At 72.4% G+C, this 15595-nt stretch carries 8 protein-coding genes; 7 read left to right on the forward strand and 1 reads right to left on the reverse strand.

Annotated features, from left to right (window positions below; genetic code table 11):
- Positions 1 to 63 precede the first annotated feature (63 nt).
- Genes CSR00_RS18115 through CSR00_RS18130 form a run of 4 tightly spaced genes read left to right on the forward strand, consistent with a single transcriptional unit; the run spans position 64 to position 11549 of the window.
- Complete coding sequence (locus CSR00_RS18115) at positions 64 to 5289, forward strand: non-ribosomal peptide synthetase (RefSeq protein WP_099023838.1); 5226 nt, start codon at positions 64 to 66, stop codon at positions 5287 to 5289.
- Positions 5286 to 10013, forward strand: a complete 4728-nt coding sequence (locus CSR00_RS18120; protein WP_328514730.1) for a non-ribosomal peptide synthetase — start codon at positions 5286 to 5288, stop codon at positions 10011 to 10013. Before CSR00_RS18115 ends, CSR00_RS18120 begins: the two co-directional genes overlap by 4 nt.
- The gene (mbtG, locus tag CSR00_RS18125) at positions 10010 to 11356 is read left to right on the forward strand and encodes an NADPH-dependent L-lysine N(6)-monooxygenase MbtG (RefSeq protein WP_099023816.1); all 1347 of its coding nucleotides are present in this window, start codon (positions 10010 to 10012) and stop codon (positions 11354 to 11356) included. Before CSR00_RS18120 ends, mbtG begins: the two co-directional genes overlap by 4 nt.
- Entirely contained in the window at positions 11334 to 11549 is a 216-nt protein-coding gene (locus tag CSR00_RS18130) for an MbtH family protein (RefSeq protein ID WP_099023817.1), read from the forward strand. The genes mbtG and CSR00_RS18130 overlap by 23 nt, the downstream gene beginning before the upstream one ends.
- Before the next feature lie 131 nt (positions 11550 to 11680).
- Here the strand turns inward: CSR00_RS18130 and CSR00_RS18135 are convergent, their stop codons facing one another.
- Positions 11681 to 11989 carry a type II toxin-antitoxin system VapB family antitoxin gene (locus CSR00_RS18135; protein WP_099023818.1) on the reverse strand — a complete coding sequence of 103 codons (309 nt, stop codon included), beginning with the start codon at positions 11987 to 11989 and terminating at the stop codon, positions 11681 to 11683.
- Between the two features lie 532 nt (positions 11990 to 12521).
- On the opposite strand from CSR00_RS18135, the gene hrcA reads away from it, so the two are divergent.
- The 3 genes from hrcA to CSR00_RS18150 are packed head-to-tail and all read left to right on the forward strand — an operon-like array spanning position 12522 to position 15534.
- Complete coding sequence (gene hrcA, locus CSR00_RS18140) at positions 12522 to 13568, forward strand: heat-inducible transcriptional repressor HrcA (RefSeq protein ID WP_099023819.1); 1047 nt, start codon at positions 12522 to 12524, stop codon at positions 13566 to 13568.
- Positions 13569 to 13601: 33 nt separating this feature from the next.
- Entirely contained in the window at positions 13602 to 14756 is a 1155-nt protein-coding gene (gene dnaJ / locus CSR00_RS18145; RefSeq protein ID WP_099023820.1) for a molecular chaperone DnaJ, read from the forward strand.
- 25 nt (positions 14757 to 14781) lie between these two features.
- Positions 14782 to 15534 (forward strand): 16S rRNA (uracil(1498)-N(3))-methyltransferase, encoded by a 753-nt coding sequence (locus CSR00_RS18150; protein ID WP_099023821.1) that lies wholly within the window; start codon positions 14782 to 14784, stop codon positions 15532 to 15534.
- Positions 15535 to 15595 lie beyond the last annotated feature (61 nt).

Genomic DNA, 15595 nt, shown 5'->3' on the forward strand with positions numbered 1-15595 from the left:
TCCAGAACCACCGAATCCACCCGAACCGCCGCGACCGAACCGGCCGACGCGCGCCTGGAGTTGATGCGCCGCCGGCTGGCCGAACGCGGCCTGCACGGCGCGTCGCGCCCCGCCGCCCAGGCGGCCCAGCCCGCCATGTCCGACGGCCAGCTGCGCATGTGGTTCGTGCAAGCCGCCGATCCCGACAGCACCCTGCTCAACGTCTGCCTGTCCTACCGCATCACCGGCGAGGTCGACCTGGACCGCCTCCACGACGCGGTCGACGCCGTCGCCGGCCGTCACGCCGTGCTGCGCACCACCTACACCGCCGACGCCACCGGCGTCCCCCAGCCCACCACCCATCCTCGGCTGCGGCCGGGATGGGCCGAACACGATCTGAGCGCGCTGGCCGACGAGGCCCGTCGGCTGCGGCTGGAGGTGGTGGCCCAGCGCGAATTCGGCACCCCGTTCGATCTCGACAGGGACGCGCCGCTGCGGATCACCGTGGTGCGCACCGGGCCCGAGGAGCTGGTGCTGCTGCTGGTGGCCCACCACATCGCCTGGGACGACGGGTCGTGGGAGGTGTTCTTCGCCGACCTGACCGCCGCCTACACCGGCGCCGCGCTGGGGCCACAGCGGCCCGCCTCGACGGCCGCGGCCGGCCCGCCGCCCGCGGCCGTGGCCGCCGACCTGGACTACTGGCGCACCGTGATGGCCGATATCCCCGAACCCCTGGAACTGCCCGGTCCGCACGGCTCGGCCGTGCCCACCGGACGGCGCTCGGCGCGGGTGAGCCGCACCCTGGGCGCCGAGACCGCGGCCCGCGTCGCCGACCTGGCCCGCGACACCGGGTCCAGTCCGTACATGGTGCTGCTGGCCGCGTTCGGCGCCCTGGTGTTCCGCTACACCCACACCGACGACTTCCTGGTCGCCACCCCGGTGCTCAACCGGGGCCCCGAACACGAGGACACCATCGGCTATTTCGGCAACACGGTGGCGATGCGGCTGCGTCCCCGCGCCGGGCTCACGTTCCGCGAACTGCTGGCCCAGGCCCGCGACACCAGCCTGGGCGCCTTCGCCCACCAACGGGTGAGCCTGGACCGGGTGGTCGCCGACCTCAACCCGGACCGCCAGCACGGCGCCGAACGGATGACCCGCGTCAGCTTCGGTTTCCGAGGACCGGACCGGCACGGGTTGCGCCCGCCGGGCGTGACGTGCCGGCGGGCCGAGCTGCGCGGTCAGGTGACCCAGCTGCCCCTGGGGTTCATGGTGGAGTTCCCCGAGGCCGGCGACACCGGGACCGGGTTCACCGTGGAGGCCGAACATCTCGTCGAGATCATCGACCCGGCGCTGGCCGGCCAACTGCTCGACCACTACGCGGTGCTGCTGGAGTCGGCGCTGGCGGCTCCCGACACCCCGGTTCGCGAGCTGGAACTGATGGGCGCCGAGGAACGCCGCCGGCTGCTGGAGATCTCCCGGGGTGAGCGGTTCGATACCCCGGCGGACACACTGGCCGGGCTGGTCGAGGCCCAGGCGGCACGCACTCCCGACCACATCGCGGTCGTCTACGAGGGCCGGGCCTACAGCTACCGGGAGATCAACGAGGCCGCGAACCGGCTGGCGCACTGGCTCATCGACCAGAACATCGGCACCGAGGACCGGGTGGCGGTGCTGTTGGACAAGTCGCCCGAGCTGATCGTCACCGCGCTGGGGGTGGTCAAGGCCGGCGCGGTGTACCTGCCCGTCGACCCCACCTACCCGGCCGAGCGGATGTCGTTCATCCTCGGCGACTGTGACGCCGCGCTGGTCATCCGCGAACCGGTGGACGGGCTCGACGGCTACCCGACGTCCAACCCCGACAACGACACCCGGGTGCGTCCGTTGCGGCCGGCCAACACCGCCTACCTGATCTACACCTCGGGGACGACGGGCCAGCCGAAGGGGGTGCCCGTCCCGCACCGCCCGATCGCCGAGTACTTCGTCTGGTTCGCCGCCGACTACCACGTCGATGCGGGCGACCGGCTGCTGCAGGTCGCCTCACCGAGCTTCGACGTGTCGATCGCCGAGGTGTTCGGCACCCTGGCGTGCGGTGCGCGGGTGGTGATCCACAAGCCCGGTGGACTGTCCGACATCGGCTACCTGACCGACCTGCTGCGCGACGAGGGCATCACCGCCATGCATTTCGTGCCCTCGCTGCTCGGGTTGTTCCTGTCGCTGCCCGGGGTCAACGAATGGCGCACGCTGCAGCGGGTCCCGATCGGCGGTGAACCGCTGCCCGGCGAGGTGGCCGACAAGTTCCACGGCACCTTCGACGCGCTGCTGCACAACTTCTACGGCCCCACCGAAACGGTGGTCAACGCCAGCCGCTACAAGGTCGAGGGCCGGCAGGGCACCCGCATCGTGCCGATCGGCACACCCAAGATCAACACCGCCATGTACCTGCTCGACGACGCGCTGCAGCCGGTTCCCCCCGGGGTGATCGGCGAGATCTACATCGGCGGAACCCATGTCGCGCACGGATATCACCGCCGGCCCGGGCTGACCGCGCAGCGCTTCGTCGCCGACCCGTTCACCCCGGGCGCACGGATGTACCGGTCCGGGGACCTGGCCCGGCGCAACGCCGACGGCGACATCGAATTCGTCGGCCGCGCCGACGAGCAGGTCAAGATCCGCGGGTTCCGCATCGAACTCGGTGACGTCGCCGCCGCCATCTCGGTGGACCCCAGTGTGGGACAGGCCGTGGTGGTGGTCCGCGACCTGCCGCAGCTGGGCAGGAGCCTGGTGGCCTACCTGACCCCGGCCGCCGGGGGCGTGGACGTCGAGCGTATCCGGGCCCGCGTGGCCGCGGCGCTGCCGGACTACATGGTGCCCGCCGGCTATGTGGTGCTCGACGAGATCCCGATCACCACCCACGGCAAGATCGACCGGGCCGCGCTTCCCGACCCGGAGATCACGGCCGCCAACGAGTTCCGCGAACCGAGCACCCCGGCCGAACGGACGCTGGCGACACTGTTCGCCGACCTGTTGGGCCGCGAGGGCATCGGCGCCGACGACTCCTTCTTCGACCTCGGTGGGCATTCCCTGCTGGCCACCAAGCTGGTGGCCGCGGTCCGCGCCGAATTCGGCGTCGACGTCGGGGTGCGCGAGATCTTCGAGCTGGAAACCGTGGCCGCGCTGGCCGGGCACCTCGACGAGCTGGCCCGCACACCCGGCGCCGACCCGCGGCCTCGGCTGGTCCCGGTCTCCCACGACGGGCCCGCGCCGTTGTCGGCGTCGCAGCTGCGCAGCTGGTTCGCCTACCGGGTGGACGGGCCCAGCCCGATCAACAACATTCCGTTCGCCGCCGAGCTGCGCGGACCCTGCGACGCCGAGGCGCTGGCCGCCGCCGTCGGGGATGTGGTGGCCCGCCACGACATCCTGCGCACCGTGTACCGCGAAATCGACGGCGTCCCGCATCAACTCGTCCAGCCGCACCGCGAACCGTTCCCGGTGCGCCGTGGCACCGGGGCCGGCGAGCAGTGGCTGCATCACGAGCTCGACGCCGAGCGTCGGCGCCCGTTCGACCTCGAACACGACCTGCCGATCCGGGCCACGCTGCTGACCCTGCCCGACCGCCAGGTGCTCTCGCTGGTGCTGCACCACATCGCCGGGGACCACTGGTCGGCGGTGGTGCTGTTCACCGACCTGCTCACGGCCTACCGGGCCCGCTGCGGCGGCCGGTCACCGGACTGGGCTCCGCTGCCCGTGCAGTACACCGACTACGGCGCCTGGCAACGCGCCCTTCTGGATCCCGAGACCGGGATCGCCGGCCCGCAACGGCAGTACTGGCAGGACCAACTCGCCGGTGTACCCGAGGAGGCCGGGCTGCGCACCGACTTCCCGCGGCCGCGGATGCCCAGCGGTGTCGGCGATTCGGTCGAGCTGACCATCGGCGCCGCGACGCGCGAGCGGCTCGCCGCGCTGGGTCGTGAGCTGGGCATGACCGAGTTCATGGTGCTGCAGGCCGCCGTGGCGGTCGTGCTGTACAAGGCAGGCGGGGGCCGCGACATCCCGATCGGCACCCCGGTCGCCGGGCGTACCGAAGCCCAGCTGGAGCAGCTGATCGGGTTCTTCGTGAACTTCGTCGTGCTGCGCAACGACCTGTCCGGCGACCCCACGCTGCGGGAGGTGTTGATCCGGGCCCGCGAGACCGCGCTGTCGGCCTACGCCAACCAGGATCTGCCCTTCGACCAGGTGGTCGAGGCGGTGCGGCCGACCCGCTCGCTGTCGCGCAACCCGCTGTTTCAGGTGGTGGTCCACGTGCGTGAGGAACTGCCCACCGCCCAGGTGATCGCCACCGGCCCCGAGGGGCCGACCAACTTCACCGCGCTGGAACCGCCGTTCGACCTGGCTCAGGCCGACCTGTCGCTGAACTTCTTCGCCGCCGCCGACGGCTACCGCGGGCGCGTCATCTACCGGCCCGAACTCTACGAGCGCGCCACGGTAGCGCGCCTCGTGGGCTGGCTGGGCCGGGTCGTGCAGGCCTTCGCCGAACGTCCCGACACCACCCTGCGTGACCTGCAGATCGGCGCCGACGGCGAACGGGACCGCATCCTGACCGAGTTCGCCTGCGGCGACCGGCCCACCCGGGTGTACCTGCTCGACGACGCCCTCGATCCCGTGCCCGTCGGTGTGGTGGGCCGGATGTATCTCGGGGACGGTCCGTTCGCCGCGGCGACATCGGCGGCCGACGCCGCGATGGTGCCCGATCCTCCCGATCCGTTTGCCGCGCAACCGGGGCGACGACTGCACCGCACGGCGATGTTGGCGCGCTGGGCGCCTGACGGCCGGCTGCAGTTCGTCGGTGCCGAGGACCAACCGCCGGCCCGGCAGTCACCGTCTGCCCGGCCGACACCGCCAGTATCCGGCGACGGCCACGGCGGGGCCGGCGCGCCGCCGCAGACCGTCACCGAGGAGAAGCTGGCCGCACTGCTCGGCGAGGTCCTCGACGCCGGCGCGGTGGGGCGCGACGACGACTACTTCGCGCTCGGGGGCGATTCCATCCTGGCGGTGCAGCTGGCCGCGCGGGCCCGCGACGCGGGCCTGGCCCTGACCGCGCGGATGGTCTTCGAGCACCCGGTGCTCGCCGATCTCGCCGCGGCGGTCGAACAGCAGGCCGGCCGCGCCGGCTCCGGCGCGGACACCGAAACCGCCGACACCGCAGAACAATCCGACGACACCCACCACGCCCCGATGAGCGCCTCCGGTCTGTCGGCCGACGAACTGGCCGCCCTGACCTCGGCGTGGGCGAGCGGAGAACACCCCTCGTGACCGAAACCTCCTTGACGACCACCGGGACCAGCACCGGGACCAGCACTGGGACCAGCACTGGGACCAGCACCAATCCCATCGAGGACGTGCTGGCGCTCAGCCCGCTGCAGCAGGGGCTCTTCTCGATGGCGGTGCTGGCCGACAACGACTACGCCGACGGCGACCCCTACGTCATCGCCATGGCCGCCGACATCACCGGCGAACTCGACGAACCGCTGCTGCACCGGTGCGCCGACGCCATGCTGGTGCGCCATCCCAACCTGCGGGCCAGCTTCGTGCACGGCGACCTGAGCCACCCGGTGCAGGTCGTCCCGGCCCGGGCCCGGGTGCCGTGGCGCACGGTGAGCGCCGCGCCCGCCGACGTCGCAGAGCTGGAGGCCGCAGAACGTCGCCGGCCCTTCGACCTCGGCCACGGGCCGCTGATCCGGTTCCTGCTGATCGCCCTGCCGCAGTCGCGGTGGCGGCTGGTGGTGGTGGCCCACCACATCGTGATCGACGGCTGGTCGCTGCCGCTGTTCGTCGGCGAGATGATCACGCTGTACCAGGGTGGCGGCGCGCTGTCGGCGCTGCCACCGGCGCCGCGGCCCTACCGCGACTACATCGGCTGGCTGGCCGCCCGCGACACCGACGCCGGGCGGGACCTGTGGCGCCGGCACCTGCACGGACTCGACGGGCCCACCCTGCTCACCCCGGCGCTGACCGGGGCGGCTGCCCCGCAGGGCATCCCGCGACGCACCGAGGTCACGTTGGATGCGCAGGCCACCGCGGCGCTGGCCGGGGCGGCGCGCCGGCGTGGCGTCACGCTCAACACCCTGGTCCAGATCTCCTGGGCGACAATCCTGTCGGCGTTCACCGACCGGGCCGACGTGACCTTCGGCGTGACGGTGTCCGGCCGGCCCGGCGAGCTGGCCGGGGTGCAGAACATGGTGGGGCTGTTCATCAACACCGTGCCGCTGCGGGTGGCGCTGGACCCCGCCGCGCCGGTCGGACGGCAGTGTGTGGCACTGCAACGCGAGGCCGCCGCGCTGCGCGAGCACAGCTACTTCCCGCACGCCGAGCTGCGTTCCCTCGGCGGGGTCGGCGAACTGTTCGACACCCTGCTGGTCTACGAGAACTTCCCGCCCGGCGGGGTGGTGGGCACCGCGGAGTTTCCGGCCGGCGGGGCGGTGTTCCGCCCGGCCGCGCTGGAGAGCCTGTCGCACTTCCCGGTGACCATCGCCGCCTACCTGGCCGACGGCGCGCTGACCGTGCTGGTGGAGACCATCGACGGAGCACTCGGACCGATGGCACCGAAGAGCCTCGGCGAGCGGGTTCTGACCACCGTGCAACGGATGGTCGACGGCTGGGAGCGGCCCCTGCGCGAGGTCTCCGTGCTCTCCGACGCCGAGGCTGCCGCGGCGCAGGCCCAAGCCGCTGCGTGCGACGGCTCGGCCCTACCGGACCGCGACGGCACGGCCCCACCGCACCGCGACGGCACGGCCCCACCGGACCGCGACGGCGGTGTGCACACCCGGTTCGCAGAGGTCGCCGCCGCGCACCCCGACGCGGTGGCGCTGAGCTGGGAGGCCGGCGGGATCGGCGGCCGGATGAGCTATGCGGATCTCGACGCGGCCGCCGAACGGCTGGCCGCCGCACTCGGCGCCGTCACGGGCCGGGAGGCCCCGGTCGCGATCAACCTGGCCCGCGGCCCGGACTATGTGGTGGCGATGCTGGCGGTCCTCAAGGCCGGTGGGGTCATCGTGCCGCTGGACCCGGGGATGCCGGCCGATCGCGTCACCGACATCCTCGAACAGTCCGGTGCCGTCACGGTCATCGACCGGGCACTGCTCGACGAGGTTCGAAACCAGGTGGTGCCCAGTGATTTCCATTCGGAACCGGTGGTCGCCGAGCGGGCCGCCTACCTGGTGTTCACCTCGGGCACCACCGGGCGCCCCAAGGGGGTGATCGGCACCCACCGGGCGCTGCTGGCCTACGCCGAGGACCACGCCCGCACGGTGTTGGCACCGGCGGCCCAGCGTCTGGGCCGGCCCCTGCGCGTCGCGCACGCCTGGTCGTTCACCTTCGACGCGGCCTGGCAGCCGCTGGCGGCGCTGCTGGCCGGCCACGCCGTGCACGTCGTCGGGGACGACGCGCAGCGCGACGCCGAGGCGCTGGTGTCGGTCATCGAGCGCTTCGAACTGGACATGATCGACACCACGCCGTCGATGTTCGCCCAGCTCAGCGACGCCGGGCTGCTCACCCGGGTGCCGCTGGCGGTGCTGGCGCTGGGTGGTGAGGCCGTCGGTACCCCGACCTGGCGGCTGATCCGCGCCGAATGCACCCGCACCGCGATGAGCGCCTACAACTGCTACGGCCCCACCGAGACCACGGTGGAGGCCGTCGTCGCCGACATCGCCGCACACCCGCAGCCCTGCATCGGCGGCCCCACCGGACCGACCGCGGCGCACGTGCTGGACTCCTGGCTGCGTCCGGTGCCCGACGGCGCGGCCGGCGAGCTCTACCTGGCCGGGGAGCAGCTGACCCGCGGCTATCTGGGCCGTCCCGCCGAGACCGCGGCCCGCTACGTCGCCGATCCGGTGTGGCCCGGCCGGCGCATGTACCGCACCGGCGACGTGGTGCGCCGAGCACCCGACGGGGCGCTGCAGTTCCTGGGCCGCAGTGACGATCAGGTCAAGATCCGCGGGTTCCGTGTCGAACCCGGCGAGGTCGCCGCGGTGCTGCACGGTCACCCGGGGGTGCGGGCCGCCCACGTGGTGGTGCGCCGCAGCCGTGGCGGTGCGCGGCTGATCGCCTATGTCGCCGCGGGTCCGTCCGCTCCGCCGGCCGCGGAGTTGCGCGCGCTGGCCGGCGCCCGGCTACCCCGGTACATGGTGCCTCAGCACATCGTCGTCGTCGGCGAACTGCCGCTGACCCCGCACGGAAAGGTCGACGAATCCGCGCTGGCCACACTCGATCTCGGCGCGGAACCCGCCGACGGGCCGCAGACCCCGACCGAGGAGCTGCTGGCCGAGCTGCTGGGGGAGGTGCTGGAGACCGAGCACGTCGACGTCACCGCCGAGTTCCTGCAGCTGGGTCTCGACAGCATCGCCGCGTTGTCGGTGGTGCAGGCGGCGCGGAGGCGCGGCATCGAGATGCGCGCCCGGCTGATGCTGGACTGCAGCACCATACGTGAGCTCGCCGCGGCGCTCGATGCCGGCCATACCGGGTCCACGCCGGCCCCACTGGACGACGACCGCTACGGCGAGGTACCGGCGGTGCCGATCATGTCCTGGATGTACGAGGCCGGCGGGTTCCGCCGCTTCACCCAGAACATGCTGATCGACCTGCCGGCGGGGGTGAGCGCCGAACTGCTCACCGCGGTGCTGCAGGCTCTGCTGGACCGCCACGACATGCTGCGTTCGGTGCTGCAGCACACCGCGGACGGCTACCGGCTGGTCACCCGTGCGCCGGGAAGCGTTGCCGCGCAGAACATCCTGCGTCACGTTCCGGACAGCGGCCCGCAGGTTCTCGCCGACGAGGCGCCGGCGGCTCTGGAGCGCATCGACCCGGTCGACGGTTCAATGGTGCAGGCGGTCTGGTTCACCGGTGCGCGGGCGCAATTGTTGCTCTGCGTGCACCACCTGGCCACCGACGTGGTGTCCTGGTACGTGATCCTGGCCGCGCTCAATCAGCTGGCCGCCCAGCTGACCTCCGGTGAAACCCCTTCGCCGGCAGCCGAATACACCACCTACCGGCACTGGGCGCAGCTGCTCGACGCACGGGCCCGCAGCGCCGAGGTGGCCGACCAGCGCGACTACTGGGCGACCCGGCTGCGGGGCCCCGACCCGGTGCTGGGCTCCCGGCTGCCCGACCCCGCCGTCGACACCTGGGGATCGCTGCGCGTCACCGATGTCACCACCGAGCCGGCGGTGACGCGCCGACTGCTCGACGGCCTGGACACCGCGGCCGGCGCCGGCGGGGCGGTGGAACTGCGGGACGTGCTGCTGGCGGCGCTGGCGATGGCCGTGGCCTCCTGGCGGCAGCGTCGCGGGCAACCCGTCGACGCCGGTGCGCTGATCGCGCTGGAAAGCCACGGCCGCGAGGACGCCCTGCTGGGCCCGGCCGTGGACACCTCGGCCACCGTCGGCTGGTTCACCTCGGTGTTCCCGGTGCGACTGGGTGCCGGTAGGCAGGCCCTCTCGGTGTCCGAGGCCCGGGCCGATCCGCGGCGGACGCGGGAGCTGGTGCGGTCGGTGACCTCCGAGCTCGCCGCGGTGCCCAACCGCGGGCTGGACTACGGGCTGCTGCGCTACGGGCGGGCCGACCCCGCGCTGGTCGGCGCCCGACACCCGCAGATCGAGTTCAACTACATCGGGCGCCACGACCTGAGCGCCGACCGCGCCGGCCGCGACACGGGCACCGCCTGGTCGATGAACACCGAACCCGCGTTCAACGGCGTGCTGCCCGCGGCGTCCGAGCCCGACCTGCCGTTGCGCTACACCTTCGACGTGATCTCGGTGGTCAGCGGCAGCGCGGCGGGACCGCAGCTGCTGACCAGCTGGCGGTGGAGTGAACGGCTGACCAGCGCCGAGGAGGCCGACGAGCTGGCGGCACTGTTCAACGCGGCCGTCGAGGTGCTCGCCGACGGGCTGGCACCAGGGGACACAGCAGTAGGGGACGCAGCACCAGGGGACGTAACAACAGGGGACGTAACAACAGGGGACACAGTGGGAGGACAGCCATGACCGGCACCCTGGCGATCATCGGCGCGGGTGCCAAGGCCGTCGCCGTCGCCGCCAAGGCCGCGGTGCTGCGGGAGATGGGGGTGGCGGCACCCGACGTGATCGCGGTGGAACGCACCGAGGTCGCCGCCAACTGGGGCCCCACCGGCGGCTGGACCGACGGCCAGCACCGGCTGGGTACCGGGCCGGAGAAGGACGTCGGCTTCCCGTACCGGTCGTCGCTGGTGCCCCGGCGCAACGCCGAACTCGACGAACGCATGCTGCGGCACAGCTGGCAGTCCTATCTGGTGGCCACCGGCCAGTTCGCCGAATGGGTCGACCGTGGCCGCCCCGCCCCGACGCACCGGCGCTGGAGCCAGTACCTGCGCTGGGTCGCGGGAAACGTCGACATGACCGTCGTGCCCGCGGAGGTGACCGGGATCGGGGTGGTCACCGACGGTGGGGTGCGCCGTTGGCAGCTGGTCGCCCGCGACACCACCGTGTCCGCCGACGCGGTCATGGTCACCGGGCCGGGGCAGGCCGAAAAGTGCATCCTGCCGGGCAATCCGCGGGTGCTCTCCATCGCCCAGTTCTGGCACCGCGCTGCCGCGCACGAGCTCATCGCGGCCGAGCGGGTCGCGGTCATCGGCGGCGGGGAGACCGCCGCGTCGATGCTCAACGAGCTCTTCCGGCACCGGGTTTCGACCATCACGGTGATCTCGCCGCAGGTGACGCTATTCACCCGCGGGGAGGGTTTCTTCGAGAACACGTTGTTCTCCGACCCGACCGGCTGGACGGAACTGACGCTGGCCGAGCGGCGGGATGCGATGGCGCGCACCGACCGTGGGGTGTTCTCCGCCCGCGTCCAGGACGCGCTGCTGGCCGACGACCGGATCCGGCACCTGCGCGGCCGGGTGGCGCACGCGGTCCCCCGCGACGGCAGGATCCGGCTGACGCTGCAGACCGACCGCGGCGCCGAACGGCTGGAGACCGTGCACGGGTTCGACCTGGTGATCGACGGGTCGGGCGCCGACGCGCTGTGGTTCGCGCCGCTGTTGTCGCAGGAGGCGCTCGACATCCTCGAACTCGGGCTGGGCGGACCGCTGTCGGGGGAGCTGCTGGCCGAGTCCATCGGCGAGGACCTCGCGGTGTCCGGCGTGGCCCCCACGTTGTTCCTGCCCGGACTGGCCGGGCTCAACCAGGGGCCCGGTTTTCCCAACCTCAGCTGCCTGGGTCTGCTCTCCGACCGGGTGCTCGCCGCCGGCCTGCGGGAGCGCACCGATCCCACGGCCACACAGATCCCCGGCACGCAGACCCAGGCCGGACAAACCCACAGGAGGGGTGATGAGCACGAATCCGTTCGATGACGACAACGGCACCTTCACGGTGCTGATCAACGACGAGGAGCAGCACAGCCTTTGGCCGGTGTTCGCCGAGACGCCGGCGGGCTGGCGGCCCGTGTTCGGCCCGGCCGGACGTGCGGAGTGCCTGGCCTACGTCGAGGAGCATTGGACCGATCTGCGTCCGCGCAGCCTGCGCGAGGCCATGGCCGGCGATTGAGGCGTCCGATTGAGGTGACCGATTGAGGTGACCGATTGCGGGCCGGCCCGCCGTGCCCCGTGCGCGCCGAACCTGGCGTTACCGAGACGAAGTGCGAGTGCCGGCCTCGCTAACGACAGGCTCGGCAACGGTCAGTAGTGGGCGGCCATGTCCATGTCGAACACCCGTGCGTGCAGCACGGTCCGGTTGCGCAGTGCCGCCCGGACCGCGCGCTGCAGGCCGTCCTCGAGATAGACGACCCCACGCCACTTCACCGCGTGCGGGAACAGGTCGCCGTAGAAGGTGGAGTCCTCGGAGAGCAGTCGGTCGAGGGCCAGCACGGTGGTGGTGGTGACGAGCTCGTCGAGGCGGATCTGCCGCGGCGGGATCTGGGACCAGTCCCGGTAGGTCAGGCCGTGGTCCGGGTAGGGCTTGCCGTCCCGGACACCCTTGAAGATCATCGGCAGGTCCGCTCCCGTGCATACCCCGGCTGGTCATGGCCCCCGCAGCCATTGCATGCAGCCAATGCATAGAGCCATTGCATGGAGAGGGTAGCCACTGCACAGAGAGGCTAGCCGACTCGGCCTGTCCACGGGATGCCCCCGGCTCGGTCCGGTCCCCGAGGACACGGCGGTATCAGCCGCGATATCACCGGCGCTATCACCTGGATGAGGTGACGTGGCCTCGCCGGCGGGGCGGCGCCGGAGGTAGTGGTGGTCGGCGAAAGTGATATCACCGGCGATGTCACATTCGCCGGCGCGGTGTGACCGGCCGCGCCCGGCTCGCCCGGGCCCCGGCGGCGCCCGATTCACCGGGGCCCCGGCGGCACCCGATTCGCCGGGCCCCGGCGGCGCCCGATTCACCGGGTCCCCGGCGGCACCCGATTCGCCGGGCCCCGGCGGCGCCCGCGGGTCCGGCCCGCCGACGCGCCCCGCTCACCGGGTATCGGTGCTGTTGGTGGCCGTAAAATAGACGCCCTAGGAGGTGCACCGCATGAGCAGTGCTGACGATCGTCGCTTCGAGGTGCTGCGCGCCATCGTCGCCGACTTCGTGGCCACCAAGGAACCCATCGGCTCCAAATCCCTGGTCGAACGGCACAACCTGGGGGTGTCCAGCGCCACCGTGCGCAACGACATGGCCGTGCTGGAGGCCGAGGGCTACATCGCCCAGCCGCACACCAGTTCCGGGCGGGTCCCCACCGAGAAGGGCTACCGCGAGTTCGTCGACCGCATCGACCACGTCAAGCCGCTGTCGGGCTCGGAGCGCCGGGCCATCCTGCAGTTCCTGGAGTCCGGGGTGGACCTCGACGACGTGCTGCGCCGGGCGGTGCGGCTGCTGGCGCAGCTGACCCGGCAGGTCGCCATCGTGCAGTACCCGACCCTGTCGACGTCCACCGTGCGCCACCTGGAGGTGGTGGCGCTGACCCCGGCCCGGCTGCTGCTCGTCGTGATCACCGACACCGGCCGCGTCGACCAGCGCATCGTGGAACTCGGCGACGCGATCGACGACGCCCAGCTGTCCCAGCTTCGCGAGCTGCTCGGGCAGGCGCTGGACGGCAAGAAGCTCTCGGCGGCCTCGGTGGCCGTCGCGGATCTGGCCAGCCGGCTCGACCCCGGGCCCAACGGTCCCTACAACGCGCTGGGCGACGCCGTCGGCCGGGCGGCCACCGTGCTGCTGGAATCGCTGGTCGAGCACCGCGAGGAACGGCTGGTCATGGGGGGTACGGCCAACCTGACCCGCAACACCGCCGACTTCGGCGGGTCGCTGCGCTCCATCCTGGAGGCACTCGAGGAGCAGGTGGTGGTGCTCAAACTGCTGGCCGCTCAGCAGGAGGCCGGCAAGGTCACGGTGCGCATCGGACAGGAGACCGAAGCCGAGCAGATGGCGGGCACTTCGGTGGTCTCGACGACGTACGGCACAATGGAGACGGTCTACGGCGGCATGGGTGTGCTCGGACCCACTCGAATGGACTATCCGGGAACGATCGCCAGCGTCGCCGCCGTTGCTCTGTACATCGGAGAAGTACTGGGGACCCGTTAGGGCTGCCCCCAACGACGTGAATTGTGGGGAAGCGTGGCACGCGATTACTACGGTCTGCTCGGAGTGAGCCAGGGCGCAAGCGATAGCGAGATCAAGCGCGCCTACCGCAAGCTTGCTCGTGAGCTGCACCCCGACATCAACCCCGACGAAGCGGCCCAGGCGCGGTTCAAGGAGATCTCGGTCGCCTACGAGGTCCTCTCTGATCCCGAGCGGCGCCGCATCGTCGACATGGGCGGCGACCCGCTGGAGAACGGGGCCGCGGCGTCCGGCGGGTTCGGCGGGTTCGGCGGTCTCGGCGACGTGTTCGAGGCGTTCTTCGGCGGCGGTGCGGCCACCCGCGGCCCGACCGGCCGGGTGCGGCCGGGCTCGGACTCGCTGCTGCGCATGCGCCTGGACCTGACCGAGTGCGCGACCGGCGTCGCCAAGCAGGTCACCGTCGACACCGCGGTGCTGTGCGACCTGTGCCACGGCAAGGGCACCAACGGCAACTCCACACCGGTCACCTGTGACACCTGCGGCGGCCGCGGTGAGGTGCAGAGCGTGCAGCGGTCCCTGCTGGGCCAGGTGATGACGGCGCGTCCGTGCCCCACCTGCCGCGGCGTGGGCGAGGTCATCCCGGATCCCTGCCACCGCTGCGGCGGCGACGGCCGGGTGCGCGCCCGCCGCGAGATCAGCGTCAAGATCCCGGCCGGGGTCGGCGACGGCATGCGGGTGCGGCTGGCCGCCCAGGGCGAGGTCGGACCCGGCGGCGGGCCGGCCGGCGACCTGTACGTGGAGGTGCACGAGCAGCCGCACGAGGTGTTCGTGCGCGACGGCGACGACCTGCACTGCACCGTCGAGGTACCGATGGTCGACGCGGCGCTGGGCACCTCTGTCAGCGTCGAGGCGATCCTCGACGGGCTCACCGACCTGTCGATCCCGGCGGGCACCCAGCCCGGGGCGGTGGTGACGCTGCGCGGTCACGGCATGCCGCACCTGCGCTCGGGTGTGCGCGGTGACCTGCACGCCCACATCGACGTCGTGGTGCCCACCCACCTGGACGGCCGCGACAGCGAACTGCTGCACCAGCTGAAGGAGAACCGCGACCGCGACACCGCCGCGGTGCGCTCGCAGAACGCCGCCCCGAACCACGGCGCCCACAACGGGGGCCTGTTCAGCCGGCTGCGCGAGACGTTCAGCGGTCGCTGAGCGGCCACCCGGGAACCGCCAGGCCATGTCCGGGCCGCTCTTCTACACCGAGCACGTGCCCGACGCCGGCGCCACCGCCGTCCTCGACGGCGACGAGGGCTTCCACGCCGCGTCGGTGCGCCGCATCCGCGTCGGGGAACACATCACCCTCGGCGACGGTGCCGGGGAGCTCGCCGACTGCGAGGTCACCGCGACCGAGAAGCGCGGACTGAGCGCACGGGTGCTGTCCCGGCGCACCGTGACCGTTCCCGCCCCGGCGGTGACCGTCGTGCAGGCCATCCCCAAGTCCGAACGCTCCGAGCTGGCGATCGAGCTGGCCACCGAGGCCGGGGCCGACGACTTTGTGGCCTGGCAGGCCGCCCGCTGCGTGGCCCGCTGGGACTCCGGGCGCGCGGACAAGGGTCTGCGGCGCTGGCGGGCGGTGGCCCGGTCGGCGGCCCGACAATCCCGCCGCGCCCACATCCCGCCCGTCGAGGGCGTGCTGACCACGGCGGCGCTGACCGATCTGGTGGCCGACCGGGTCGCCGCCGGCGGACTGGTCCTGGTCCTGCACGAGGCCGCCACCGGGCCGCTGGCGGAGCTGCGCTGTGCCGATGCGTCCTCGATCACGCTGGTCGTCGGGCCCGAAGGGGGGATCACCGAGGAGGAGGTCGCGGCGTTGACCCGGGCCGGCGGGCACGCCGTGCTGCTGGGCCCGACGGTGCTGCGGACCTCGACGGCGGCGGCGGTGGCGCTGGGGGCGCTGGGTGTACTGACCCCGCGATGGGGGAACGCCTGAGGCCGGGGCGGCGTTGTTCCAGTGTCGGTCCCGATCTCGGCCCCGACCTCGGCCCCGATGT

The organism is Mycolicibacterium palauense (assembly GCF_002592005.1).
Lineage (GTDB): Bacteria > Actinomycetota > Actinomycetes > Mycobacteriales > Mycobacteriaceae > Mycobacterium > Mycobacterium palauense.

Excerpts from the sequence above, each read along its gene's own strand:
- mbtG (WP_099023816.1), top strand. The coding sequence starts at position 10,010 with ATGACCGGCACCCTGGCGATCATCGGCGCGGGTGCCAAGGCCGTCGCC.
- CSR00_RS18115 (WP_099023838.1), top strand. The coding sequence starts at position 64 with ATGCGCCGCCGGCTGGCCGAACGCGGCCTGCACGGCGCGTCGCGCCCC.
- CSR00_RS18150 (WP_099023821.1), top strand. The coding sequence starts at position 14,782 with ATGTCCGGGCCGCTCTTCTACACCGAGCACGTGCCCGACGCCGGCGCC.
- CSR00_RS18135 (WP_099023818.1), bottom strand. The coding sequence starts at position 11,989 with ATGATCTTCAAGGGTGTCCGGGACGGCAAGCCCTACCCGGACCACGGC.
- CSR00_RS18130 (WP_099023817.1), top strand. The coding sequence starts at position 11,334 with ATGAGCACGAATCCGTTCGATGACGACAACGGCACCTTCACGGTGCTG.
- hrcA (WP_099023819.1), top strand. The coding sequence starts at position 12,522 with ATGAGCAGTGCTGACGATCGTCGCTTCGAGGTGCTGCGCGCCATCGTC.